Below are 25,688 nucleotides of genomic sequence, written 5' to 3'. Positions count from 1 at the left end.
GTCCGTCGATCCGGCCGGCTCACGCGGGCGCGGCTTCCGCCTCGATCTCGATCAGCACCCCTTCATGCCGGCGCAGCCGGAGGCGGGATTCGGCGAATTCGGGGTCGTCCATCCGGGTGGAGAGCAGGATGCGGCAGGCCCGCATGTCCTCGGGCAGGGTGAATTCCTGCGTCTCGTCGCTCAGGTTGAGCGCCACCAGCACCCGTTCGCCGTCATTCTCGCGCAGATAGACCAGCACGTCGTCCTCGTCGGAGATGGTGCGGTAGGTGCCCATCTCCAGGCAGGCGTGCGAGCGGCGCAGCGCGATAAGCCGGCGATACATGGTGAGGATGGAGCGCGGGTCGGCGTCGAGCGCGGCCACGTTCTGCCGCACATAGTCCGGCGACACCGGCAGCCAGGGCGTGGCGGTGGTGAAGCCGGCATGGGGCGAGGCGTCCCACTGCATCGGGGTGCGCTCCGGGTCGCGGCTGACGCCGATGCCGGGCTCGTTGAGCTCCCACGGGTCCTGAGTGGCGCGCTTGGGAATCTGCACGTCCTCCATGCCCAGCTCGTCGCCGTAATACATGGTCGGCGTGCCGCGCAGGGTGAGCAGCAGCATGCCGGCGATGCGTGCCAGCTCCGGCCCCATGCGCGAGGCGATGCGGGGCTGGTCGTGATTGCCCAGCACCCAGTTCGGCCAGCCGCCGGGCGGAAGCGCCGCCTCGTAGTCCATGATGATCTTGGCTAGATCCTTGGCGTGCCGGCTGGCGCTGATGAGCTGGAAGTTGAACGGCAGGTTCGCCCCGCCGAGATTCTCGCCATAATAGGTGACCAGCCGGGCCACCGGCAGGTAGATCTCGCCGATCAGCATGCGGTCGGGATATTCGTCGACCACACGGCGCAGGCCCGCGATAACCGGATGGACCTCCGGCTGGTCGGCGGAATAGGCCTGCTGCAGCCGCATGTTTTCCGGGTCGCCGGGCTTGTAGTCCGGGTTCGGGGGATCGTCGCGGAACAGCGCGTCCTTGATCAGGTGCCAGATCACGTCGACGCGGAAGCCGTCCACGCCGCGCTTCATCCAGAAGCGCAGCACATTGTGCATTTCCTCGCGCACCTCGGGGTTGCGCCAGTTCAGGTCCGGCTGCTCCTTGAGGTAGGCGTGGTAATAGTACTGGCCGGTCGGCTCGTGGAAGGTCCAGCCCGAACCGCTGAAATAGCTCACCCAGTTGTTCGGCGGCCCGCCATCGGGAGCGGGGTCGCGCCAGATGTACCAGTCGCGCTTGGGGTTATCGCGCGAGGAGCAGCTCTCCTGGAACCAGGGGTGCTGTTCCGAGGTGTGGTTGGGCACGAAGTCCAGCACCAGCTTGAGGCCGCGATTGTGCACGTCCTCAACCATGCGGTCGAAGGTCTCGAAATCGCCGAAGACAGGGTCGATGCCGCAATAATCCGACACGTCATAGCCATGGTCGGCCATGGGAGAAGGATAGATGGGCGAGATCCAGATCGCATCGACTCCCAGCTCGACCAGATAGTCGAGCCGCTGCCGGATGCCCTCCAGATCGCCGACGCCGTTGCCCGTGGTGTCTTGAAACGAGCGCGGATAGACTTGGTAGAAAATGCCGCGCTGCCACCATTTGGCGTTCATAGACCAGTTTCTCCTTCAGGCGGCCGACCGCCTGGTTCGTTATCGACGCTGTGCGGATGTCGGGAAATTTGGGGGAAGCGCGTGAACCGTGAAAAACGTGAGGGTTGATGAGAGGAACGCTTCTGGCGGGCCCGAGGTTCCCCGATCCGTCGCAAGACAGGCGCGGGCAGCGCTGTTTCGTCGATCGGCGGATGGGTTCAGACGGACTTCGGGGACAATTGCACCGGCGGCAACTGCAGAAGACGCTCCGCCGCACCGTGGTGTGGATCGGAATACCCTAAGCTAACCAACAGGAACGTGTCGAATCCATGACTGAGTGAGCATTTCATACGTGTTTTCCCCGAGCGGAATCGGGCGCGAAAACCAAGGCGGCGCTGGAAACCGACGCCGCGCTGGGCCACAAGGCGAATGTCGGGCGCGTCACCCGAACCGGGCCCCGTCGCGGCGCCGGGCCGCCAGCGCGAAGGAGCCACCTGAATGCCCATGGGAACCACGTCCCCCGCGCGTGACGTCCAGAGCTGGACCGTCGATGTCGATGGCCGGGACGTCGCGCTGCCGATCGTGCCGATCCGGCCGGATTTCGCGATCTCGCTGATGATGGTGATCGACCTCGGGGTGGCCTTCGGCACCTTTGTCGGCACCCGCCTGGCGGAGCGGCTGCGCCCGCTGCGGCCGGACGTGGTGGTGGGCGCCGCCACGCTCGGTATTCCCATTGCCATCGAGGTCAGTCGCGCGCTCGGGCTGGACGACTATGTGATCCTGCAGAAGTCTCCCAAGGTGCACCTGCAGGACGCGCTGGTGCAGACGATCTCCTCGATTACCTCGAAGGGTGAGCAGCGCCTGCTGCTTGACCGCCGCATGATCCCGCTGCTTGCCGGGCGGCGGGTGGTGGTGGTCGACGATGTGGTGGCGTCGGGGTCCAGCCTGAAGGGATCGATCGATCTGGTGCGCCGGGCCGGCGGCGAGGTGGTCGGGGTTGGCGTGATCCTGACCGAGGCCCGCGACTGGCAGGCCACCCTCGGCGCCGACAGCGCTCTGATCCACAGCCTGGGCCACATACCCCAGTTCCGCCCCGGCGACGGCCGGTGGGAGCCGATACCGGAGAGCTTCCTCTAGCGCGAGTACTCGAGGCGTCAGGCGATAGCAGGCTGCCGACGATCCACCATGGTGACCCGCTGATGATGGACGTCTCACCTGATACACGGGGCCAGGTGCTCGACAATTCGATCTATGCACTCCCCGTCGGCGACGAAGCGTTCCTGAAACGCTTGCGGCGTGAGCCTGGCCGGCTGATCATAATCTCAGACAATCGCGACAACTTCCCGGAACGGCCCGCCCGGAAGGCGAACATTTCCGCCTGATCGGCCGCGTCCACTGGATCGGTCACAAGCTATAGAGGCCTAATATGCTGCGATTTCTTGCTGTTCTCCTCGCCATAGCCGCGCCTATCCCGGCACTGGCACACGAAGCAGATCAGTTCATGCGTCACTTTTGCGCCGGATCTGAGCAGGAAATCAAAAAATGCGAATCCGTCATGATGTCATTTCGTACGCTCTACAAGAAGGCATTTCGAAACGACTATCAGGCGCAGCGCAATCTTGCTTATACGTTGTGGAATGGAAACGACGTTGTCGTTAAGGATCGCAAACTTAGCTGCGCATGGCGGGTTGCGATTATCTGGCTCGGCTCGCCGAAGGTCGACGACTCTGACCATGGCAACATGAAGACATACTGTGGAATGGTTTTCCCCGATGAACGCCTAGAGGCGCTGGACTTGGGGAAAATGATCGGCCGCCGCGTGAAAGCCGGAGGGAAGATCGATGAGACGATTCCCGATACCAGCGCAAAACCCGGCCTCGATAGCACAGCCCACCCGCTCTAAGAGGCGGTAGCGGTGTCCTATAGAGCCTCTTGAGAGAGGCCGCTCGCCTTCCTCTCGCCGCGAGCGCCCCCTACGGCCCGCCACATAACGCTTTGTCCCGCTTGTTCCCGCAGAGTCCCACCTAATCTCGCCTCTGCGGGTTTAGGGGTCTTCATTCAGCGAGGCGTGCAGTGCGGGCCTTCTCGCGGCGTGCCGCGCCGTGGGCACGCGCCGGCGGGAGGATGGCGGCGCGAGATGGATGGACATGAGCCCGCTCTTGAAGCGTTATCGTCGGGCAGATTGCAGTATGGGCTTCAGGCCTTTCGGGGGAGCGGGTGAATGGCGGCTGGACACAACGAGGATCGGAGCGCGGCAGGCGCGACACGTCGTGCCGGCACGGCGGCGGCTCTTGAGGCAGATTCGCGCGGGGTGTTCCTGACCGCGTCGCGCGGCGTGCTGCGGTGGGCGGGGCTGGGCGTGGCCCTGATGGCGCTGATCGCGGCCGGGATTCCCGGATCGGCGCGGGCGCAGACCGCCGCCGACAGCGCGGCGGCGCTCGATGTCGTGCCGCTCGATCTCGGCGAGATCCCGCCCGACGACGTGGTGCCGATGGCCGCGCACGGCGTGGAGAAGGCCCTTGAGGCGCTGCCCGGCGCCATCACCGATATTCTCAAGCGCAGCGGCGTGCCCGGCGCGGCGGTCGCGGTGGTGTATGAGGGCAAGACCGTATTCGCGCAGGGGTTCGGCGAGCGCGAGAAGGACAAGGGCGTGCCGGTGGACACCGACACCGTGTTCCAGATCGCCTCGCTCTCCAAGCCCATCGCCGCCACCATCGCCGCGATTCAGGTGACCGCCGGCGTGGTGAAGTGGGACGACAAGGTTGTGAAGTACCTGCCGGACTTCACTCTCGCCTCGCCCTATGTGACGCAGAACGCCACCATCGGCGATTTCTACGCCCACCGCACCGGGCTGCCATTGGCGGCGGGCGACGACCTGGAGGACATCGGCCTGGACCGGGGGGGAATCCTGACGCGGCTGCACCTGCTGCCGCTGGATGCCTTTCGCACCTCCTATCACTACGCCAATTTCGGCATCACCGTCGGCGCGGTGGCGGTGGCGAAGGCATCGGGGGAGACCTGGGAGAACCTGGCGCAGCGGGCGCTGTTCAAGCCGCTCGGTATGGCCTCGACCAGCTATCGTTATGCCGACTTCCTGGAACGGCGCAACCGCGCGACCCTGCACGCGCTGGTCGGCGGGCGCTTCCAGCCGCTGTACACGCGCAATGCGGACGCGCAGGCGCCGGCCGGCGGCGTGTCCTCCAGCGTCAACGACATGACGGCGTGGATGAAGCTGGTGCTGGCGAGCGGACGCGACGGCAAGGAAGAGATGATCAGCAGGGCCGCGCTGGTGCCGGCGCTGCGGCCGCAGGCCTTCAGCGGGCCGGCGGCCACGCTGGATGCCCGTTCGAGCTTCTACGGCTATGGCTTCGGCGTCGGCGTCAACGCCAATGGCCGGACCGCGGTGAGCCATTCCGGCGCGTTCGCGCTGGGGGCGGCCACCAATGTGCAGTTCCTCCCCTCGGCCAACCTCGCCATCGTGGTGCTGACCAATGCCGGCCCGGTGGGCGCCGCCGAGGCCATCGCCAGCCAGTTCATGGACATTGCCCAGTTCGGCGTGTTGCACCGCGACTGGTACGCCCTGATGCATCCCGTGCTGATGCACTATTACGACCCAGCCGGCGATCTCGTCGGCAAGAGCCCGCCGGCCAACGCGCAGCCCGCCCGCCCGCTGGCGGATTATGTCGGCACCTACAAGAACGACTATTTCGGCCCGGCCGAGATCCGCGCCGAAGGCGGCGGGCTGGTGTTCCATGTCGGGCCCGGCCACTTCACCCTGCCGATGACGCACTGGGATGGCGACACGTTCTCGGTGGCGCCGAGAGACGAGAACGCTACTGAAGGTTCGCTGTCCTCGCTCGGCTTCGTGGTCAAGGATGGCAAGGTGGTGTCGTTCACCGTCGACTATCTCGACGCGAACGGCATGGCCACATGGTCACGCTGAGGAGCGGGGCCCGCCGGCGCGCGGATGGTCAGGACAGCAGCTCCTCGGAGGGGAGCAGACGGACGACCATGTCGTTGTAGTCGAAATCGGACCCCGCCGACGCGGTGAGATCCTCGATGCCGAAGGTGTTCTCGCCGAACATGCGGATATAGTCGTTGCCGCCGTCATTGGCGTTGCCGATGACGAAGGTCTCGCCGTCCTGGGTGAGCAGCACCGGCGCGTAATAGCCGCTGGCCCCGGCCACCTCCCATTCGTCGGTAACCTGGAAATTTCCGCCCTGCTGGTAGAGGAAGCCGTCGTCGAGCGCGCCCCGGACCGCATCATGGAAGGCATCGGTGTCGCCATAGGCGACGCCGCCCACGCTCCAGTCCCCGGTCGCGGGGTCGACATCGATGCGCACGAAGCCGAGCGTGTTGGTATTGGCCGAGGAGCCGGCGATCTCGAACTGGATCAGGTCGCCATGTTCGAGATAGACCCAGGGCGTGTCCGAGGCGCGCTGGTTGCCCGCGATCATGGCCGCGGCATCGAGGCTGTTCTCGACGCTGGCCTGCAGGACGAAGCCGTCCAGCGCGAACTGGATGCCGCCATCCGGCGTGGCGCTGACATTCATAGCCGGCGACAGATCCGCATGTCCGGAGGCGTCGATCTCGGCGAAGCGCAGTTCGAGGCCGGCGCCGAGGTGCACCGACTGGCCGCCGAACATCAGGGATGACCCGTCATCGCCGGCAATGGCGCCGATATGGCCGAGCGTGGCGTCCTGCAAGGTGACGCTGGCACCGGCCTCCAGCCCGTCGCGGCTGACCATCTCGCCATTGGCGTTGACCGCGTAGGCGACGAGGCTGCTGCCGGCCTCCAGCGCCGCACCCGAGGTTTCCAGCCGGATCCAGTTGCCCGAAGTGCCCGAGCCGTCATCGACCAGCTGCGCGCCCGCGCCGCCCGGCGCGAGGACGAGGTCCATCTCGTTCAGGGCGATGGTAAGGGTCATCTTGCTGCTGACCTGCGTCAGCGGATGGGCATGGGCGGTGTCCGAGGCCGCGTATTGCTGCATCGTGACCGTGTAGGTGCCCTCGCCAAGGGTCGCGATCTCGCTCTTGCCCTGCGACACCCATTGCCCGTCAATGTCGGCGAGCAGGGCGACGGGAGCCAGGCCCGCGCCGGCGATGGTGACCAGCGCCACGGACTGGCCGTCCACCTTGTTGGTGTAGCCCGAGATCCAGGACGCCGAGGCGGCGGTGGCATTGTTCAGCCCGGTCCAGCCGAAGCCGAGCTGGGCATGCTGGCTCGACACCACATTGCCGTTCAGCGCGTCCTGTCCCGCCAGCGCGGTGAACCCGCCGCCATGGGGCGAGGGGGAGGGATCGGTGCCCGTTACCTGGCCGACCACGACCGAGGACGGCACGAGGGTGCTCTGCACCCGCGTCAGCAGCGAGGGGTCGATCGTCGTCGTCGTCGAGGGAAGGAAGTCGATGGTGAAGGTGTTGACGTACTGCGTCGCCGGCGCCGCGCTCACGGTCGCCAGCCCGTCGATCGCGATCGCGCCGGCCTGGCCGGCATAGGCCGGGTCCAGGAACAGCCCGTCCGCATTGGTGGTGGTGTAGAGGTTGAAGGTCTTGGAGGCGTGGCCATCGTTCGCCCCCACCTCGATCTTGTAATGGCTCACCCCGTCATCGGCGACGGGAAGCTTGCCGATGAGGATGGTGCCGGCCGGCTGCATGCCGGCGGGATTCTGCGGGACGGCGGAGTACGAGCCGTCTTTCTCCTGCACGATGTCCCAGTTTTGCCACAGCGAGCCCATCGAGCCGTCGATCGTCACGCTGGCCCACGGATGGGAGGCATCGCCGGTCTGGAACGAGAAGGTGATCCTGGCCACGGTCTCGTCCAGGATCATCGCGCTGTTGGCGAAGTTCAGGACAATGTTGGCGGCGGAGTTGGCGTCGTATTCGGGCGGCGTGTAACCGTCCGCGCCGGGCGCGATGTAGTTGTAGATGACCGGCTTGGTGTAGCCCGTCGGTGTCTCGTCATCGTCGAAAATGGTGATCGCGATGGAGGTCACGCTGCCGCCCAGGCTGGGGTCGTACAGCGAAATCAGCGGGCCGCCTTCGGAATACTGGCTCATCAGCTGGTCGGAATAGCCGGAGCCGTAGGAATTCGAATTGGCGAAGAAATAAGCCGAATACGGGTCGTAGTAGATCGGCGCCTCGCCCGTGGCGAGATTGGCGCCGAACGAATAGGTCGGGTCCCAGTTCCAGTTCTGGTCGAGATCGACCTGGCCGCCCTGCGCGTCGACGCCGGTCATCCCGTAGAAGCCGGCGGTGAAGCCGGTGAAGAGATCCTTGAGAATGTCTCCCCACTGGTTGTTCGCCGCCGCGTCCATGAAGTCGTCATTGGTCACCGATTTCCCGCTGGAATCGATGTAGGTATAGGTGTTCAGGTAGATGTGGTACGCGTCGCCGCTGGCGTAGTCGCTCTTGCTTTCATAGATCTCGACATAGCCTTCGGTGGCGTAGATGTTGCCGGCGAGCTGCTCGGGCGTGATGGCGATATAGCCGCGCACCTGGCTGTCATCGGTCGGCGACAGCCAGAAGATGCCGTTGTTCTCGTCCCATTCCAGGACATACGCGTAGAAACCACCATTGTGATAGACGCCGTTGGCATCCTTGGCGCCATCGAAGAAGCCGGCGAACTGGATGGCGTTCGCATTGGGCTCATGGGTCTGCGGGTCGATCTTCTTCAGATAGTCGACATAGCTGTCCCAGTCGCCGGCCGTGAACGCGGCGCTCTTGATGCCCACCGACTGGCTGGGTGACAGGCCCGCGCGGTCGCCGGTGAGGCCGGGCTCGCCCGCGGTGGTGGCGTAGGGGAAGACGGTCTGAGCCTGGCCCATGGTCGAGAGGGCGTGAAACAACTCGTTGCCGGACACGTTGTAGCCGACCGAGGCCGAACTGCCGTCGCCATAGCTGACGCCGACGCTCATCGGCAGGCCATAACCTTCCACCGACGACAGGTTGCCGGCGTCGTTGATATTGTTCTCGATCGTCAGCTCGAAGCTGTCATAGCGGTAATTGTGGGTCTCCGCCGACTGCCAGTTCAGATCCGACTGGGTACCGACGAACGTGGTCGGATCGGCGAGCGTGCCGTCCACCGGGCTCTGGACCAGAAAATAGACCTTGCCGGAGACGACATCGAGGGTCAGCGGCACATCGACGGTGATCGGCGCCGTCGCCGGGCCGGCGCTGGTGGCGCCGGTAAAGAGGGTCTGGATGACCGGGGCGCCGGAGGTCGGGTTGAAATAGATGGCGTAGACCGCCGCGCCCCCGGCATTGAGGGTGTCCTGAAGCTCGTCGGTGAGGGTGATTTTCAGTTCGGTGGTCGTCGTCACGCCAAACCCTCCTTCGCCGACCGCGCGCTCGTTCCGCACGCAAGGGGCATGAAGGAGCGTCGCGATTTGCCGGGAGCTTACAACAAAGACACCGGGATGGTGCATTGCCGGACCGGCTCCCTGCCCGATTTTTAAGCAACCTATACGTGTAAAGGCCCTGCCGCCGCGGGAACGTCGAGGCTGGTCGTTCTCGCTCTATCCGCCGTGCGGAGCCGATGGCTTCGGCGTCATCGTTGCCTCTCAGCGGCTGGCTATCCGCGGCGTTGTCTCGTTGGGTATGTAATAAAATCTGTTAAAAATCAATAACTTATGTCTATCTCTCCAGAGAAGATGAATAAGCGGAAACTAGGTAAGAAAAGCGCGGCAACGAAATTCATCTGCTCTTGGCGTCTTGGCTGAAGACGGCGCACATGGAGAAATACCGAAATATCGCCTCCGGTATATCGCCGTCCCTATTCGATGGGGTGTTGGTATGATCGAATTATAGGCGATCGCTGCAGGACAGTGACCTCAAAAAATGAAGCTTAATTTTCCGTTCATGTAGCGCGAACCGGAAATTCGTAGTTATTATGAAATTGAGAGCGTGTGGTGGGGGCCGTGGACGCGTGACAGCTCGCGAAGTCTGCTCGTCAAAACGCCTCTATGGAGACGTTGCCGTGAGTAGTGATGAGACGAGATGCGAGCAGTGCCAGTCGCCTCTTGTGCTTTCCGTTGCCTATTGTCCCTATTGCGGCAGTTCTCAACATGCCGCGCACGCGCCTGAGTCAGTTGAAGACAATGTAAATTTGGTGGTTGGCGACGCGACAGATCCGCCAATCGTCGCGAGAATACGAGCGAAGAAGCCGGAGGAGGCGGATAAAGGATCGAATCCGGCAGAAATGAAGATTAAAAAGACTGTCGAAGGAAGAGATCTACGGGCCGAAAGCCCGCTTTTGCTGCCGCGAGCCCGAGAGGGTGCGGGCCGCTGGCGCTGGGGAGGGCTCGCGGCCGTCGTGCTGCTGACTGTCGCGGTCGGCATCCTTAGGTTGAGTTCTCATGGAAGCGTGCGGACGGCCGGGCCCGTCGGGAAAGAGGTGGAGGCCGCCACCGCCGGAGGCGCGCGCGCAACCGGGACGCAGCCTGTACCCAGGCCCTCCGCGTCCACGTCCCGCGCCCCCACTCCCTCGCCGGCGCCGCCACGCCCACCCGTGATCGCGGAGCAGGTCCGCTCGGTCATTGTGAGGCCGTCCTGGACCCCGGTGGACCTGGTGCCGGACGGGAGCCGTCCCTTCGTCGCGCTGCAGTCCAGCCGTCCGTTCAGGCTGCGGATGAACGGCCAGGTCTATCTCGTCGCGGGCGACCGGCCGCTGGGGTTGGACTTCCGGCGCGCGCGCCAGCTCGACCTCAAATCGCTCTCGGGAGACATCGATGTGACCGTCACCCGCTATGCCGCAATCCCGTGAGCGCCCGATGAGTAGCCACCCCATGCCGATCCGCGCGCGCGACACCCACCCTTCCGACGAAAGCTGGCCCGTCGCCTCGCCCCTTCCCGGAGAGCCGCCGATCGAGTGGGTGTTCAGCCGCGGCCTGCCGAAGGGTTTCCACTGGAACGGTGAGTTCTTCCACCAGGGCGATCCGCGGCTCGATCTGGCCAACCTGCCGTGCTCGGAGGGCGGGCTGGCCTATCCAGCCTCGTTCCGCGTCGATCCGCAGACCGGGCGCATGCTGAGCCGCGCGCCGGGGGACGGAATGCTCTCGGGTTTCCCCTGCCTCGGAGCGGATGGCTTCAACGTGCTTCCGGTGCCGCTGGATCTGGCGGTGAACAAGTGGCGCGCGGCCGAGCTTCCGAAGGGCGCGGCGGCGCTGTTCCGTGCCGGATCTCCAAGCCGTCCGTTCTGCCTGACGAGCCAGGGCGAGCTGCTGTTCCGAGGCGATGACGGCACATGGACCTGGCTCGACAAGATGGTGCCGCTCGACGGGCCAAAAACCTCCTTCGCCATCGCGAGCGGCGCGCGGGGCTTCGCCATGGTATTGGCGGACAGCGCGATAATTTGCCGGCTCATTGATGGCATTCCCGGAGTGGTGAAGGAGATCGAGCGCTTCGCCGGGGCCCATTTCCGGGGGCCGCCCTCTCTCCTCGGGCACGCCCATCTGGCGTTTCCGCTCCAGCGCCCGGAAGGGCTGGTGATCGCGATCTACGACATGGAGGCCGGCGGCTGGGCGGCGGACATTCCGGTCGAGGCCGATACGGGGACGGATGCGGCCGGGGAGCGGTTCACCGCGCCGGTGCAGAACTCCGCGCAGGTGCCCGATGTCTACTGGTGCGCGCGCACCACGTTTCTCCATCTGAGCCTGGAACACAATGAACGGGTGGCGCGGCTGCACCGGCTGGGCGAGGGCAAGGCGCTCATTCCCGGCGCGCCGATGCTGCGCGATGTGGAGGAGACGGTGTACGCGCTCTCGCGCGTCGACGGGAATTACGCGTTCACCAGCCTGACGCCGAAGTCGCGCAGCGTGGCGCTGAACGGGCCGCACCTGGCCGCCGGGCGGGCGCGCTACAACGGCCGCGACTTCTACCCCTCGATCGCCAGCGACGACATGGTGACGTTCCGGATCGAGGCCGGAGCGGGGAGGCTGATCCTGCCGGTCGCCTTCGGAACCGATCCGCGCGGGGCGACCGAGGGCTGCCTGATCGTCCTGGTGGAGGATGTCTATGACGTCGACGCGTTCCTGGCGGGGACCGGGGAGGTCTACCGGCGCGGCACGCTGTACTGGCACTCCCACGCCCAGCTCTACCCGTTCCGGATCACGCTGAACCTGCGCTCGCCCTTCGACCTGCTGGTGCTGTGCGATCCCGGCTGCCTGATCGTGAGCAGTGCCGGAAGGACGTATGAGGTGCGCGAGGGATGAAGGTTTTTCTTGTCTCCATAATACAACTTTTAGTTGCTTTAACGTATCCAGCGCTATCCCAGGGTGCCGCTGTCCGGCAGGTCTATCTGGTCCAGAATTCCGGCTGGATGGAGCCGTATTTCCAGGACAGCGGCTCGCAATTCATCCAGCTCGCCGAGGCGCTGATCGAGGCGTCGCGGCTGGAAGGCGTGCCCGTCACGGTCGCGACCTTCAATCAGGACGGCCAGCTTCCGGGCCAGCACTCGCCCGCGACCATCTTCGCCGGCCCCTATGACCGCGATCGCATCGCGGCCGCGCTTCACGCGGTGGATGTGCCGCGTCGCCCCAATGGGCGCTACGCCGACGCCGATTTCCTCGGGGCTCTGAAGGCCACGATCGGAACGCTGCTGGAGGGCGGCGAGGGCGTCATCTGGATGCTCAGCAACAACAAGAACGCCCCGAACAACGACCCCAACGTCGAGGCCAACACCCGTGCCTTCTATGACCTGCTGCGCAGCTCGCCCTATGTGACGCGCATGGTCGCCTTCCCGCTGCGCATGCCGGTGAAGGGGCCGAACTTCGCTGAGAACGGCTTCATCGTCTACGGCATCGCCTATGGCGCACGGGCGGCGCAGGCGCTGGATGTGATCGTCGCGCCGGACACGCCGCTGCGCGCGCTGTTTGCGGACCCGCCGATCTTCCTGAAGCCGCTGGAGCCGCAGACGCTGGAACTCCTGATCACGCCGCAGCCGGTGGGCGAGGGCGCGCAGATGTCGATGCAGCAGGATGTCGTGGTCATCGATGGGCTGCCGGGCGGCGCCCGCTCGACCATCACCTTCACCGGACGGGTCCGCAACGTCGCCTACCCCAAGAAGATCCTGTCCGCCCGGCTCAACGCCTCCTGGGCGGACACGGACGAGGCGGACGGCACGCCGGTCGCCGGCTCGGCGCGCATCGGTGAACTCGCCGCGGGCGCGCTGTCCGAACCGATGACGATGACGCTGGACCTTGTTGGTCCGCCAAAGCCCGACGGGTTCGCCAATCTCTTCACCACCGATGTCACCGTCGATGGCTACCTGAAGATCGTGCTGCAGAATCTGACCTTCGACCTCGATGACGGCTTTGTCGCCAAGGCCGCCGCCGTGTTCGGCGGGGAGATGGTGGGCGAGGGCCACCGCGCCTTCGTGGAGCAGCAGCTGCCGACCATCTTCTTCGACTTTCGCGGCGTCGATCACACCGTCTCGCGCGTGCCGCTCCGTCTGGTGTTCCACTATTCGCCGCTGCCGCTCTACGCCGCGGGGGCGGGGCTCTTGCTGGGGCTGGCCGGGCTCGCCGCCATCCCCCTCGTGCTGCTCCGCCCGCGCGATCACCTGGTCCGCGTCGCCGGCGCCGCGCACCGGGTGCGCCTGCGTCCCGGCCAGCAGGTGACGCTCACCGGCGGCGATGGCCGCGCGCACATCGTGCGAGGGCGCGCCTTCGGCAGACCCTCCGTCCTCTCATGAAAACCACCCGTTCCCAGCAGGTTGCCCCATGACCGACGCGTCCCTTGTTCTTGCCCAGAACGACTTCAGGATCCCGCCGCCCAAGGGCGCACCCGCCGCGCCGCCCGCAGCGGCCTCCCCGCCGCCGCCGGCGTCCTCGACCGCAATCGCCTTTCCCCCATCGCTCTCCGGCGAGCTGTTCGCCTTGCCGCGCCCGGTGTCGACGGGCGAGGTGATCGTGGCGGGCGGGCTGTTCCTTGCGCTGCTGGTGCCGTTTTTCTTCGTCAAGCTCTCGGTCACGCGCGGATTGCAGACACGCTACGCCCCGCCGGGGCCGGCCTCCGAGGCGGGATGGCTGCTGTTCGCCTGGCTGGCCTTCACCGCGCTTGTGGTGATCGCAACGACGCTTGGCGGCCTGTGGCTGCGCTACGTCGTCATCGGTCCCGCCGGGGCGGTGTCGCTGCTCCTGCTCATCCTCTTCATCCGCAAGCGTGGCCTTGCCCTCAGCACCCGCCGCTAATCCGTCACGAGAGGAACACCGCCATGGCCGACGCCAATGGAGCCATTCCGCAGGGCGAGACCTCCGAAACCCTGCGCGACGTCATGCCGACCGTCTTCATCGCGCTGGGCGGGACGGGCATGGAGATTCTGCTGCGCCTGCGCCGGCGGATCCTCCAGCACAACTGGTCCGGGCGCAGCGTGATGAGCCTCGACGAGTTTCCCCCCGCGCGGTTCGTCTACTTCGATACCGACACCGGGGAGGCGAGGGAGAGCGGGCGCGCGGCGGCAACCGATCTGCTGGCCTCGCGCGTGGCCTTCTCGAAGGGCGAGGCGATCCAGAAGAAGGTCGATACCGCCCACTACATGGCGGAAATCGACAATTACTCGATCATCAAGGAATGGCTGCCGAAGGGCGACCTGGACAAGTTCGACACCGAAAAAGGTGCCGGGCAGGTGCGTTCGATCTCGCGGCTGCTGTTCTACCATGAATACACGCATTTCATGGACCTGGTGCGGGCGCAGTCCGACCGGGTGATGCAGAACGTGACCAATGACACGCTGTTGCAGAGCCTCGGGCTCAAGACCACGCCGCAGCTGCGCATCGTGGTGGTGGCCTCCAGCGCGGGCGGCACAGGCTCGGGTGCGTTTCTCGATGTCGGCTATGCGCTGCGCTCGATGCGCGCGCCGAGCCCGCATCAGGTCGACCTCTTCCTCATGCTGCCGGGGGGCTACAAGGACGCCAACAAGGACCGCGTGTTCGCCAACACCTATGCGGCGCTGTCCGAACTCGAATTCTGCATGCTGGGCAGCCGCAACCCGCCCTATGTGCAGCGCTGGACCGACCTGGAGCGGCCCGGCGCCGAGGTGAGCACACCCTATAGCGAAGTCTACCTGTTCGACCGCGAGAACATCGCCGGCCAGCAGACCGGCAACAAGGACGACGTGTTCGACATGGTGGCCGACATCCTCTTCGAGGATTTCGGCTCCAGCGATTTCGCCCGGCGCAAGCGTTCCATCAGCGTCAACCAGAACCAGCACAAGATCGGGCGGCACTTTCCGCAACTGCCGGACTGGCTGAAGGACGGCCTGTCCTATTCACGCGCCTACTCCGCCATCGGCCAGACCATGGTGATGTCCAACGCCAGCGTGCAGGTGGAGGAGCATCTGGCGCGCAACAATTCCGCGATGGTGCGCGCCTTCTTCGGCATGGCGCTCGACAGCCAGCAGAAGGCGGCGACGACCGAACAGCGCGACCAGTTCCTGCAGGAATGGATCCGGATCACGCCCAAGGCCTTCGTCGACGACTATGACGAGCGCGCGCGTTTCAGCCAGGCGCCGATCACCGATTTCGGGCTGGTCGACTACATCCTGCTGCGCGCCGACAAGAGCTCGATCACGGCGATGATCTCGGCCGAGGTGGAACAGGACATCGCCGGGCTGCTCGGCCGGGTGCCCGACCATCGGGCCTGGGAGGGTGAGGTGCGGCGTATCGTGGAGATGCGCCAGCGCGACGTGGACGGGCGCGTGGGCACGGGGGCGACCTACGGACCCAAGGGGGCCGAGGTCGCCCAGTCCCGCGCGCATTTCGAGGCGGCGCTGCTCAGCCGCGGCCTCGACGATGGCGGGCTCTATGCCGAGCTCTACCGCCTGCTCGATGATCAGGAGCGTGGCGGCCTCGAATACACCATCGACCTCGTCGCCAAGCTCCACGCCCGGATCGACGATTCCGGCGGCGGCATCATCGCCCGGCTGCGCAGCGCGGAGGAAGCCTATGCCGAGCGCGCCAGCCGGCTGAATGTCGAGCAGCTTCAGGCTTCCATCGATCGCCTGCAGCAGGCCGCGCAGAGCTCATTCCTGACCGGGGGCGGGCGCAAGGCGTGCGAGAAATACCTCAATCAGGTGCGCGACGACCTGATCGCGATGCTGCAGGCGCGGCTGCGCGCCATCGCCTGTCGCGAGGCCGTGATCCTGCTGGAGCACGTCGTCCAGTTCCTCGGCATGCCGCAGGGCATCGACGAGCGCGGCGAGACCCGCTGGAGCGGGTTGATCGGTGAGTTCCAGACCGGGCGCAAGAGCGTGCGCAACCTGCTGTCGGTGCTGGACGAGGACACGCTGCGCCTGCAGGACGCGCTGGCGCGCAGCGATGGCGGCACCTTTTTCGTGATCAAGGACAAAGGGGTGGAGATTCCCCCCGAGGACGGCGACGCGCAGCTTGCCTGGGCGCGCGAGGCCTTCGAGAGCATTGGCGGCTCGCGCGAGATCTTCGCCCGGCTCGACAGCGACGAGGGGCGGCTGGAAATCCTCGGTCTGCTGCGTTCGGTGAGCAACAAGCGGCTCGGGCAGTATCGCGAGCGCATCCCTTCCGTGATCGACGCCCTGCGGCAGCTGCCGCTGCTCAAGCAGCAGCGCCTGATGGAGAACCTGGTGGCGCGGGCGCTGCCGTGGATCCGCACCGATTTCAGCCGTGGCTACCGCCCCAAGAACGACCAGTACAAGATGCTCATCGCCGTCGACGGGGTGCGCTCGTTCCGGGCCGAATTCGACGAGATGCTGCGCTCGCGCCTGCCCGCGCAGGCCGGCATCACCTCGATCGGCTATGAGGAATCCGGCGTTCCCGGCCGGATCATCTGCTATTGCGAGCTGGCCGGCATCCCGCTCGACGCCATCTCCTCGCTGAAGTCGGAATGGCAGCTCTCCTATCTCAGGGAACAGGGCAAGCCCGACAGCCAGCCGCTGCACAACCATGTCGACTATCTGCGCTTCCCCGATCCGGTGGTGCCCGACAAGGCCGCGCTGGAAGACCTCATCGGGCGGATGAAGCTGTTCGTCGAGGGCGTCATGCTCGGCGTGCTGCGCTTCGAGCCGGTACGGCAGATCTATGAAATCGAGGTGGCGCGCGGCGACTGGAACCGGATCGGCAGCGAGAAATATCTGCGCCGGCGTGGCTTCATGCCCAATCAGCAGACCCAGCTTCAGGAGCAGGTGAAGCGGCGTCTGGGCAAGCTGGGCGCCATTGAATTCCTCGCGCTCGCGGCGCTGGCGCAATGGTACGCCCGCCGGGTCTATACCGAGCTGCGCATCGAGGTCGACGAGAAGGGCGCTACCCGCAACCGCGGCGGCATCGGCTTTCACACCTGCCTCGCCCTCGCCGAACAGTACCAGAGCCAGTCGCGTCAGGTCGGGGGCACGCTGCCCGGCAACCTCAGCACCGCCGAGGCGCTGGAGCGGCTGCAGGATGCCGTTCCCGACTGGACCGTCGCCATCGCCGGCACGGTGGACGATGCCGACGGCACCGAGGTGTCGCGCGACCCGAGCCTTTCCGCCACCCGCCGCGCCACCGACAAACGGGCCGTCAACTGGAGCCTGTTCAACGAGGCGACGTTGCTGCGCATCGCCGCCGGCGGGCCTGCGCTGGAACAGGCTTCAGTACAGGCCCCGGGGCCGGTCAATGGGGCCTCGCCCCCGCCGGCCGCCCCGATGCCGCCGTCTCCGCGCTACTGGCTGTTCAATCGCGACGGGCAGGTGGCCGGCCCCTACGACGCGTCCGCCTTCAGGATCCTCGCCGAGGTCGGCCAGCTCTCGCCCGAGCTGAAGGTGTGCCCGGAAGGCTCCCAGAACTGGGTCACGCTGAGCGAGGTGCCGGCGCTGGAACGCCTGCTGTCGCCGGCCGGGGCCGCCCCGCCGCCGCCCCGGCCGCCCTCTCTTTCCTAACGTCCTTGTTGTGTCCAACCGAACGGAGAACAGAATGCGTGCCGTCATGAAACCTCGCGGCTGGATCGTCTGCCTGATGATCGCGCCGCTCCTCGCCGCCTGCCAGACCACCGGCGGGGACCACCAGAACGCGGCCATCGGCGCCGGCCTCGGCGCCGCCGTGGGCGGGCTGGGCTGCGCCGCGCTGGGCGGCAATACCGGGGCGTGCCTGGCCATGGCGGGAGCCGGGGCGGTCATCGGCGGGGCCATCGGCGCGCGGATCGACGAGCGCGACCGGGCCCGCCGCGACGCGGCCCTGCGCGAAGCCAGCCGAAGCTCGCGCACGGTCTCGTGGAGCAACCCGCAGACCGGCAATCGCGGCACCATCACGCCGCTGCGCGCGGTGAATCAGGGCGGGCGCGAATGCAGCGTGGTGAAGGAGGTGGTGTACTTCCGGAACGGCGAGCCGGCCTCCGGCGAGACCACAACCTGCGACTGATGGGTAGGCGTGCCCAGGGACGGTTCAGCAATGGCTCCGGCCGGTCGCGCACCGGCCGGCCGGACAGCCGCCCCTGTGGCGGCCATTCCCATCGCTGGCCGGGTCTGCTGCTGGCGGCTGTGCTGGGCCTGTTGGCCTCCACCGGCGGCGGTTCAGCCGGCGAGGTCGACCTCCTGCGCGAATCCTACCGGCAGGCGGCACGGGAGGGGCTGCCGGAAAACGCCGTGGTGTCGGCCTCCGGCACCTTCATCGGTCCGCGCGCCGTGCTCACCAGCGCGCATGTGGTGAGCGGCTGCGCCGCGTTCTCGGTGGAGAACCCGCAGCTCGGCTATGCGACGGCGCAACTGGGCTCTGTCGACGCCGATCGCGACGTCGCCGTGCTGGTGACGTCGTTTCCCAGCGCGCACGTCGCCGCCCTTTCCCAGATCGTCTCCGGGCCGGAACTCGACGTGCGCGGCTATGCCGCCAGCCTGCCCGGCAACGCGCCGGCGCGCAGCTATCGCGCCCACCGGCGCTCTGTGGCGGAAGGGGCGATACTGCGTCTGACCCTCGGCCAGCGCCTGCCCGCCGGCCTTTCCGGCGGGCCGGTGATCGACGCCGCCGGCGCCGTGGTGGGGGTGCTCTCGGGGCGGCTGAACGAGGATGAGCGGCAGGCCTTCGCCTCGCCGGTGCACGGCTTCGCCCGGACGATCACCGCCTATGCGGGCGAGGCGCCGGGCGCGCGAGGCGATGTCGGCGCCGCCGTCGTAAAGGTTCAATGCACACGATGAGACACCCGTTCGCTCTTCTTCTGCTGCTGCTGGTTCTGCTGCCCGCCGGCCTCGCCCGTGGCCAGCCGGTGCTGACGGGTGAGGAGCGCGCCGCGCTGCGCCCGCTGATCGCCGATGCGATGATCAAGATCGCGTCCGGGCGGCGGCTTCAGGGGCCGCTCTCGGTGCGCACGCAGGCCATCATCGTGCCGCAGAAGGCCGTGTCCCGTCGCACCGGTCAGCTCTGCAACGCCTGCACCAGCCTCTGCCGCGACTATGAGCTGACCCTGGAAATGGACGAGGCGCTGACCACACTGGTCTATCAGGGGCGCGCCTGCGCGGAATCGCGGACCGGCTTTTTCGAGAGCGCCAAATGGGACGACGACCGGCCGCTGACACTCGTCGCGACCCGTTCGTCCATTTCCGAGCCGCTGCTGGCCGAGGCGACGCAGCATCTGACAGCGCTGATGTATCTGCCCACCGCCCCACGCCCGCCCCCGCTCGCGGTGATGCGGGCGCTGGAACAGTTTCGCGACGACACCCAGCTCCGGCGCCCCTCGGGGTATGAGATTTCCGACAGCGATATCAATGCCTTGCGCCAATCTTCGGCGTATCTTCAGAACGCCGCGAACTGCCCCGTGCCGCGCGGGCGCTACGGCATCTGCGGCCGGGCGGACTAGATTGCGGGGCGGGCGCCCCGCCCCCGTTTCCCGCAACGGACCGGGCGCTGGCGGACGCGGCCGCGCGCAGACGATTTCTCTCCCGCGGTGAACTTTTTCGACGCCGAAGGATTTCCCTAGGCAGCTCGAAGGCATATCCGATCGCAAGCCAAGTCGCCGAAGGTCTTTCAAACGTTGAAGGGTTGGTCACTGGCTGTATTCTTGCTAAGCATCGCTGAACCCTCGCGATCATCCAGTGTGCCTCTGTTCATTGATGCAGGCCCAAAGGAGACAGATAACCAGCATGTGCGGAATTGCCGGTGAAATTCGTTTTGATGGAACGTTCGCGGATACGCGCGCCATCTCATCCATGATGGACGTGATGGCGCCCCGCGGACCGGACGGTGCGGGCCTCGAAGCGCGCGGGTCCGTCGCACTCGGTCACCGGCGCCTCAAGATCATCGACCTGTCCGACAAGGCCGCGCAGCCCATGGTCGACCCCGACCTCGGCCTCTCGCTGACCTTCAACGGCTGCATCTACAACTACCCGGAACTGCGCGCCGAGCTGGAGGCGAAGGGCTACCGCTTCTTTTCCCACGGCGACACCGAGGTCATTCTCAAGGCGTACCACGCCTGGGGGCCGACCTGCGTCGAGCGCTTCCACGGCATGTTCGCCTTCGCCATCGTCGAGCGCGACAGCGGCGTGGTGACCCTGGCGCGCGACCGCTTCGGCATCAAACCGCTGTATTATTCGCAGGTCGGCAAGTGCCTGCGCTTCGCCTCGACCCTGCCGGCCCTGCTCGCGGCGGGCGACGTCGACACCTCCATCGACCGCGAGGCGCTGCACAACTACATGTCGTTCCATGCGGTGGTGCCCCCGCCGCGCACCATCCTGAAGGGCGTGCGCAAGCTGCCGCCGGCGACTGTCCGCCGCTACGCGCCCGATGGGAGCTTCAAGGACACGATCTACTGGGCACCGCCCTATCAGCGCCGCCCCGAGGATTCCGGGCTCAGCGCCAATGACTGGCGCGACCGCGTGCTGGAGAGCCTGCGCACCGCCGTGCGCCGGCGCATGGTGGCCGATGTGCCGGTCGGCGTTCTGCTGTCGGGCGGGGTGGATTCATCGGTCATCGTCGGGCTGCTGGCGGAAGAGGGGCAGAAGGACCTCGCCACCTTCTCCATCGGCTTCGAGGAGGCCAATGGCGAGAAGGGCGACGAGTTCGTCTATTCCGACCTCATCGCGAAGCACTACGGCACCAATCACCACAAGATCTTCGTGCCCTCAAGCGACCTGATGGGCGCGCTGCCGGCCACCATCCACGCCATGTCCGAGCCGATGGTGTCCTACGACAATATCGGCTTCTACCTGCTCTCCCGGGAGGTCTCCAAGTCGATCAAGGTGGTGCAGTCGGGGCAGGGCGCGGACGAGGTGTTCGCCGGCTATCATTGGTATCCCCCGCTTGCCGACAGCAACGACGTGGTCGGCGACTACGCCAAGGTGTTCTTCGACCGTGACCACGCCACGCTGACGCGCCAGCTCGGCGATGAGTGGATCGCCGACACCGATGCCAGCCGCGATCTGGTGGCCGCGCATCTGATGATGGAGGGCGCGGCGACGCCGGTCGATCGCGCGCTGCGGCTGGATTCGCAAGTGATGCTGGTCGACGACCCGGTGAAGCGGGTCGACAGCATGACCATGGCCTGGGGTCTTGAGGCGCGCGTGCCGTTCCTGGACCACGAGCTGGTGGAACTTGCCGCGACCATCCCGCCCGAGTTCAAGCTCGCCCACGGGGGCAAGGGCGTGCTGAAGGAAGCCGCGCGTCTCGTCGTGCCCCATGAGGTGATCGACCGTCCCAAGGGTTACTTCCCGGTGCCCCAGCTCAAATACATCTCGGGCGAATACCTCACCATGGTGAAGGACGTGCTCGGCTCGCAGAAGGCGCGCGAGCGCGGGCTGTTCCGGGGCGAGTATCTCGACACGCTGTTCGCCGATCCGGTGTCGCACATCACGCCGCTGCGCGGCTCGGAACTGTGGCAGGTGGCGCTTCTGGAGATGTGGCTCCAGTCGCACGGCGTTTGAGCGAGAACGAGGGGAACGACGTGACGCCCAATTGCGCTTTCGATGTCGGCTGGGGACGGCTGATCTTCGGCCAGACCTTCGCCAGCATGCCGGACCTGCTCTCCACCCTGCGCGAGGAGCGGCCGGACCGGCGTGACATCGCGGTCTATGTGCTCGATCCGCATGTGCTGCTGGCCCACGCGCCGCAGGAGGTGTTCCTCGATCCCTCCCACACCTTCCGGCTGGATCTTTCGACCTATGAGGCGTCCGACCGGCCGCTGCCGGGCTTCATCATCCGCCCGCTGTCGTCACGCACCGACGCCGAGGCGATCAATCGGATCTATGCCGCGCGCGGCATGGTGACGGCGCCGCCGCAGTTCTTCGCCTCCGAGCGTGATCCCGACCCGATTGTCTATCTGGTGGCCGCCGACGAGGTGACCGGACAGGTGATCGGCACGGTGACCGGCGTCAGCCACATCCGCGCCTTCGACGATCCCGAGCGCGGCGCCTCGCTGTGGTGCCTTGCGGTGGACCCGCAGGCGCGCCAGCCGGGCGTCGGCGAAGCGCTGGTGCGGCACCTGGCGGAGCATTTCGCGCAGGAGGGCGCCGCCTTCCTCGACCTCTCGGTGATGCACGACAACACGCAGGCCATCGCGCTGTATGAGAAGCTCGGCTTCGAGCGGGTCCCCTACTTCACCGTGAAGCGCAAGAACCCCATCAACGAGAAGCTGTTCTCCGGCCCCGAGACGCTGGAGGGCTTCAATCCCTATGCGCGGATCATCATCAACGAGGCCCGCCGTCGCGGGATCGTGGTGGAGGAGATCGACGCCGCCAGCGGGTTCTTCCGGCTCACCTTCGGCGCGCGCTCGGTGCGCTGCCGCGAGAGCCTGTCCGAATTGACCTCGGCGGTGGCGATGTCGATCTGCGACGACAAGAGCGTCACCAGCCGTATCGTCGCCGAGGCCGGCGTGCGCGTGCCCGAGCAGATGACCACGGCGGCTCCGATGGAGGAGATCGTCGCCTTTCTGAGCCGTCACGGCCGGCTGGTGGTGAAGCCCGCCCGCGGCGAGCAGGGGCAGGGCATATCCGTCGGGATCACCTCGCTTGCCGAGCTGGAGACCGCCATCGGCGAGGCCCGCAAGATCTCCAGCGAGGTGCTGGTCGAGGAGTGCGTGGAGGGCGAGGATCTGCGCCTCGTGGTGATCAATTTCAGGGTGGTCGCGGCGGCGATCCGCCGGCCGGCAACGGTGGTTGGCGACGGGCGCAGCACGGTGCTTGAGCTGATCGAAGCGCAGAGCCGGCGCCGGGCGGCAGCGACCGGGGGCGAATCGCGCATCCCCTGCGACGCTGAGACCGAGCGCACGGTGCGCGACGCGGGCTTCGCCCTCAATGCGGTGCTGCCGGCCGGGCAGGAGCTGAAGGTGCGCAGGACGGCAAATCTGCACACTGGCGGCACCATCCACGACGTCACGGATGTCGTGCACCCCCTGCTGGTGGATGCGGCGGTGAAGGTCGCCCGCGCCATCGACATACCGGTGGTCGGGGTCGATCTCATGGTCAAATCGCCCATGGGCGCCGACTACGCCTTCATCGAAGCCAATGAGCGCCCGGGTCTTGCCAATCACGAACCGCAGCCCACGGCGGAGCGCTTCATAGACCTGTTGTTCCCGCTGGCCATGCCCACTAGCGTGCGCCAGGTACTGGACGCGCCCCAAGCGAGAGCGGAGTCATGACCAGACTAGCCATCGACGCCGACTACCTCGCCAAGATTCTCAAGAAGCTTCTGTCGATACCGAGCCCCACCGGCTACACCGACACCATCGTCCGCTTCGTCGCCAAGGAACTCACCAGCCTCGGCCTCAACGTGGAGCTGACGCGGCGCGGCGCGATCCGGGCGGTGCGCCATGGCGGCACCCATCTCGGCGCGCGGGCGCTGGTGGCCCATGTCGACACGCTCGGTGCGCAGGCGAAGATGCTGAAGGACAATGGCCGCCTCGCCCTGGTGCCGATCGGCACCTGGTCGGCGCGCTTCGCGGAAGGCGCGCGCGCCACCGTGTTCACCGAGAAGGGCGGCTATCGCGGCACCATCCTGCCGCTCAAGGCCTCCGGCCACACCTTCAATGACGAGATCGACCAGCTGCCTATCGGCTGGGACTATGTCGAGATGCGGGTGGACGCGCGCGCGCGCAACGCGGCGGACCTTGCCCATCTGGGCATCGAGATCGGCGACATCGTCGCCATTGATCCGCAGCCGGAATTCATGGACAGCGGCTTCATCGTCTCGCGCCATCTGGACAACAAGGCCGGCGTCGCGGTGATGCTGGCCGCGCTCAAGGCCCTGCACGACGAGAAGGCCGAGACGCCGGTGGACATCCACTGGCTGTTCACGATCGCCGAGGAGGTCGGGGTCGGCGCGTCCTCGGTGCTGACGCCGGACGTCGCCTCGCTGGTGGTGATCGACAACGGCACCACCGCGCCGGGGCAGAACTCGGACGAATTCGGCGTGACCATCTCCACCGCCGACCAGAGCGGGCCGTTCGACTACCACCTCACCAAGAAGCTCACCGAGCTGTGCCGTCACAACGACATCCGCTACCAGAAGGACCTGTTCCGCTATTACCGCTCGGATTCGGCGAGCGCGGTGGTGGCGGGCGCGGATGTGCGCACGGCGCTGATCACCTTCGGCGTCGATGCGTCCCACGGCTATGAGCGCATCCATATGCACGCGCTGCGCTCGCTCGCCGAGCTGGTGACGGCCTATGTGCTGAGCACGGTGGAGATCACGCGCGATTTTCAGCCGACGGCGACCCTCAAGGGCTTCACGCACCAGCCGATCAAGGAGGCCGTGCAGGACCTGTCCTCCGATATCGAGAGCGAGGATCTGGAGGACTAGCGGCGCGCGGTGGAGAAATCCGCCACGACGGGGTCCTGCGGTGGCGCGTTCCGGTGAGGCGGTCCGCTCGCCCGCCCGGAATCGGGGCGATTGCCGCTTTCGCGCCCGCCGGGATATGTTTGGCAGCCGCGCGCTTGTGCGGGTCACCGTTGCTCGGGGGGGCGGCAATGATATCGGGTTCGCGCCTCGCCTCGTCGATTCCGGTCAAAGGCCCCGCCGGCGCGCGGGCGCCGGTCGACGCCGGTGAACTGAGCTCGGGTGAACTGAGCTCGACGGTGATCGAGGACGCCGCCATCCAGGCCGCGTTGCAGCCCGATTTCTCCATGCAGTGCTATCAGCTCAGCCCCGGCCGCCAGGTGGCGCGCATGGACCGTCTTGGCCTCGGCCGCCAGCAGATCGTGTGCGAGCGCCAGGATGCGGCGGTGCAGAAGCTGGGGGCGACGCCGGCTAATCTTTGCACGATCTCCCATTGCACGCCGGACCCGGCCTTCCGCTTTTCCGACCGCGGCGCGAGCGGCACGGACACGCTGTTCTTCATGCCCGAGAACACCGAGTTCGACCTTTATGTGCCTACTGGCGCGCGGACCTTCTACATCAGCTTCGATCAGGACGCGTTTCTGCGCGGCGCGCGGGCGCTGGATCCGCCGGGATGGGAGCGCCCCCCGCGCCGGCTGACGCCGTTCTGCCTTTGCGAGCCAACCGTGCTTAGGCAGGCCGTGGATCTGTGGCTGGAGACGGCGCATGCGAGCGCCGCGCGCGGCGAGGCGCTGGACACGGATGTGATGCGCGGCATCGTCCTGCAGTCCGTGCTGGGGATCGTGACGGCGGCAACGGCGCATGACGGGCCGCAACCGCGCCCTCCCAGCCGCGCCCGCGCCTTGCGTATCTGCCAGATGTCGCGCGACTTCGTCGACGCCCGCATCGACGCCGGGGCGCTGCCGACGGTGGTCGATATCTGCGCTTCGATCGGCGTTTCCGAACGTGCGCTTCAATATGCGTTCCGCGAATATGTCGGCATGTCGCCGGTGGCGTATCTGCGCCTGTGCCGGCTGAACCGCGTCCGCGCCGCACTGCTGGCCGCCTCGCCGGAAGAGACGACGGTGACGCAGGTGGCGATGCAGTTCGGATTCCTGCACCTCGGTCGTTTCGCCGGCGACTACAAGCGCCTGTTCGAGCAGGCGCCATCGGCGACCCTGGCATCCTGAAGGGCGGCCGCGACATGAAATATGCCGCTCGCGACAGATTTTGCGGATATCGGATAGTCGGCTGTACCGGCGCTTCCTATTGCTAGCACGGCCTGCGCCTCGATCCGCCCTTTGTTGAGCCGACGCGCCCTGGCATCCCATCCCCGACGAGCCCGAACA

General features: G+C 66.6%; 18 protein-coding genes. 16 read left to right on the top strand and 2 right to left on the bottom strand.

Annotated features, from left to right (window positions below; all coding sequences use genetic code 11):
• Positions 1–19 precede the first annotated feature (19 nt).
• The gene (locus G3A50_RS08460) at positions 20–1,624 is read right to left on the bottom strand and encodes an alpha-amylase family glycosyl hydrolase (protein ID WP_163074826.1); all 1,605 of its coding nucleotides are present in this window, start codon (positions 1,622–1,624) and stop codon (positions 20–22) included.
• A 477-nt stretch (positions 1,625–2,101) separates the two neighbouring features.
• On the opposite strand from G3A50_RS08460, the gene G3A50_RS08455 reads away from it, so the two are divergent.
• From G3A50_RS08455 to G3A50_RS08440, 4 genes are all read left to right on the top strand, one after another.
• Positions 2,102–2,740 (top strand): phosphoribosyltransferase family protein, encoded by a 639-nt coding sequence (locus tag G3A50_RS08455; RefSeq protein ID WP_163074825.1) that lies wholly within the window; start codon positions 2,102–2,104, stop codon positions 2,738–2,740.
• The gene (locus G3A50_RS08450; protein ID WP_163074824.1) at positions 2,710–2,985 is read left to right on the top strand and encodes a S24 family peptidase; all 276 of its coding nucleotides are present in this window, start codon (positions 2,710–2,712) and stop codon (positions 2,983–2,985) included. The genes G3A50_RS08455 and G3A50_RS08450 overlap by 31 nt, the downstream gene beginning before the upstream one ends.
• 44 nt (positions 2,986–3,029) lie before the next feature.
• Complete coding sequence (locus G3A50_RS08445; RefSeq protein WP_163074823.1) at positions 3,030–3,506, top strand: hypothetical protein; 477 nt, start codon at positions 3,030–3,032, stop codon at positions 3,504–3,506.
• Positions 3,507–3,824: 318 nt separating this feature from the next.
• Positions 3,825–5,546 carry a serine hydrolase gene (locus G3A50_RS08440; RefSeq protein ID WP_246252256.1) on the top strand — a complete coding sequence of 574 codons (1,722 nt, stop codon included), beginning with the start codon at positions 3,825–3,827 and terminating at the stop codon, positions 5,544–5,546.
• 28 nt (positions 5,547–5,574) lie between these two features.
• Here the strand turns inward: G3A50_RS08440 and G3A50_RS08435 are convergent, their stop codons facing one another.
• The gene (locus G3A50_RS08435) at positions 5,575–8,925 is read right to left on the bottom strand and encodes a glycoside hydrolase 64/thaumatin family protein (protein WP_163074822.1); all 3,351 of its coding nucleotides are present in this window, start codon (positions 8,923–8,925) and stop codon (positions 5,575–5,577) included.
• A 1,187-nt stretch (positions 8,926–10,112) separates the two neighbouring features.
• Here G3A50_RS08435 and G3A50_RS08430 point away from each other — a divergent pair.
• The 12 genes from G3A50_RS08430 (at position 10,113) to G3A50_RS08375 (ending at position 25,529) form a co-directional block, all read left to right on the top strand.
• On the top strand, positions 10,113–10,367 hold the full coding sequence (locus G3A50_RS08430) for a hypothetical protein (protein WP_163074821.1): 255 nt from the start codon (positions 10,113–10,115) through the stop codon (positions 10,365–10,367).
• 7 nt (positions 10,368–10,374) lie between these two features.
• Positions 10,375–11,814, top strand: a complete 1,440-nt coding sequence (locus G3A50_RS08425) for a hypothetical protein (RefSeq protein WP_163074820.1) — start codon at positions 10,375–10,377, stop codon at positions 11,812–11,814.
• A 107-nt stretch (positions 11,815–11,921) separates the two neighbouring features.
• Positions 11,922–13,295, top strand: coding sequence for a hypothetical protein (locus G3A50_RS08420; protein WP_163074819.1), 1,374 nt, complete (start codon positions 11,922–11,924; stop codon positions 13,293–13,295).
• Positions 13,296–13,323: 28 nt separating this feature from the next.
• The gene (locus G3A50_RS08415; protein ID WP_163074818.1) at positions 13,324–13,794 is read left to right on the top strand and encodes a hypothetical protein; all 471 of its coding nucleotides are present in this window, start codon (positions 13,324–13,326) and stop codon (positions 13,792–13,794) included.
• Between the two features lie 23 nt (positions 13,795–13,817).
• The gene (locus G3A50_RS08410) at positions 13,818–17,486 is read left to right on the top strand and encodes a tubulin-like doman-containing protein (RefSeq protein WP_163074817.1); all 3,669 of its coding nucleotides are present in this window, start codon (positions 13,818–13,820) and stop codon (positions 17,484–17,486) included.
• 34 nt (positions 17,487–17,520) lie between these two features.
• Positions 17,521–17,964 carry a hypothetical protein gene (locus tag G3A50_RS08405; protein ID WP_163074816.1) on the top strand — a complete coding sequence of 148 codons (444 nt, stop codon included), beginning with the start codon at positions 17,521–17,523 and terminating at the stop codon, positions 17,962–17,964.
• The gene (locus G3A50_RS08400) at positions 17,964–18,734 is read left to right on the top strand and encodes a S1 family peptidase (protein WP_163074815.1); all 771 of its coding nucleotides are present in this window, start codon (positions 17,964–17,966) and stop codon (positions 18,732–18,734) included. The genes G3A50_RS08405 and G3A50_RS08400 overlap by 1 nt, the downstream gene beginning before the upstream one ends.
• Entirely contained in the window at positions 18,731–19,393 is a 663-nt protein-coding gene (locus tag G3A50_RS08395) for a hypothetical protein (protein WP_163074814.1), read from the top strand. The genes G3A50_RS08400 and G3A50_RS08395 overlap by 4 nt, the downstream gene beginning before the upstream one ends.
• 283 nt (positions 19,394–19,676) lie before the next feature.
• On the top strand, positions 19,677–21,452 hold the full coding sequence (locus G3A50_RS08390; protein WP_163074813.1) for an N-acetylglutaminylglutamine amidotransferase: 1,776 nt from the start codon (positions 19,677–19,679) through the stop codon (positions 21,450–21,452).
• Positions 21,428–23,164 carry an N-acetylglutaminylglutamine synthetase gene (gene ngg, locus G3A50_RS08385; protein ID WP_425483458.1) on the top strand — a complete coding sequence of 579 codons (1,737 nt, stop codon included), beginning with the start codon at positions 21,428–21,430 and terminating at the stop codon, positions 23,162–23,164. The genes G3A50_RS08390 and ngg overlap by 25 nt, the downstream gene beginning before the upstream one ends.
• Positions 23,161–24,324: an osmoprotectant NAGGN system M42 family peptidase gene (locus G3A50_RS08380; RefSeq protein ID WP_163074811.1), complete on the top strand. Its 1,164-nt coding sequence runs from the start codon at positions 23,161–23,163 to the stop codon at positions 24,322–24,324. The genes ngg and G3A50_RS08380 overlap by 4 nt, the downstream gene beginning before the upstream one ends.
• Positions 24,325–24,491: 167 nt before the next feature.
• Positions 24,492–25,529 (top strand): helix-turn-helix domain-containing protein, encoded by a 1,038-nt coding sequence (locus tag G3A50_RS08375; protein ID WP_163074810.1) that lies wholly within the window; start codon positions 24,492–24,494, stop codon positions 25,527–25,529.
• Positions 25,530–25,688: the final 159 nt, after the last annotated feature.

It is taken from the genome of Ancylobacter pratisalsi (assembly GCF_010669125.1).
Taxonomy (GTDB): Bacteria; Pseudomonadota; Alphaproteobacteria; order Rhizobiales; family Xanthobacteraceae; genus Ancylobacter; species Ancylobacter pratisalsi.
Note: the sequence above shows the minus strand (reverse complement) of the source record. Positions and strands in the feature narration are given on the sequence as shown.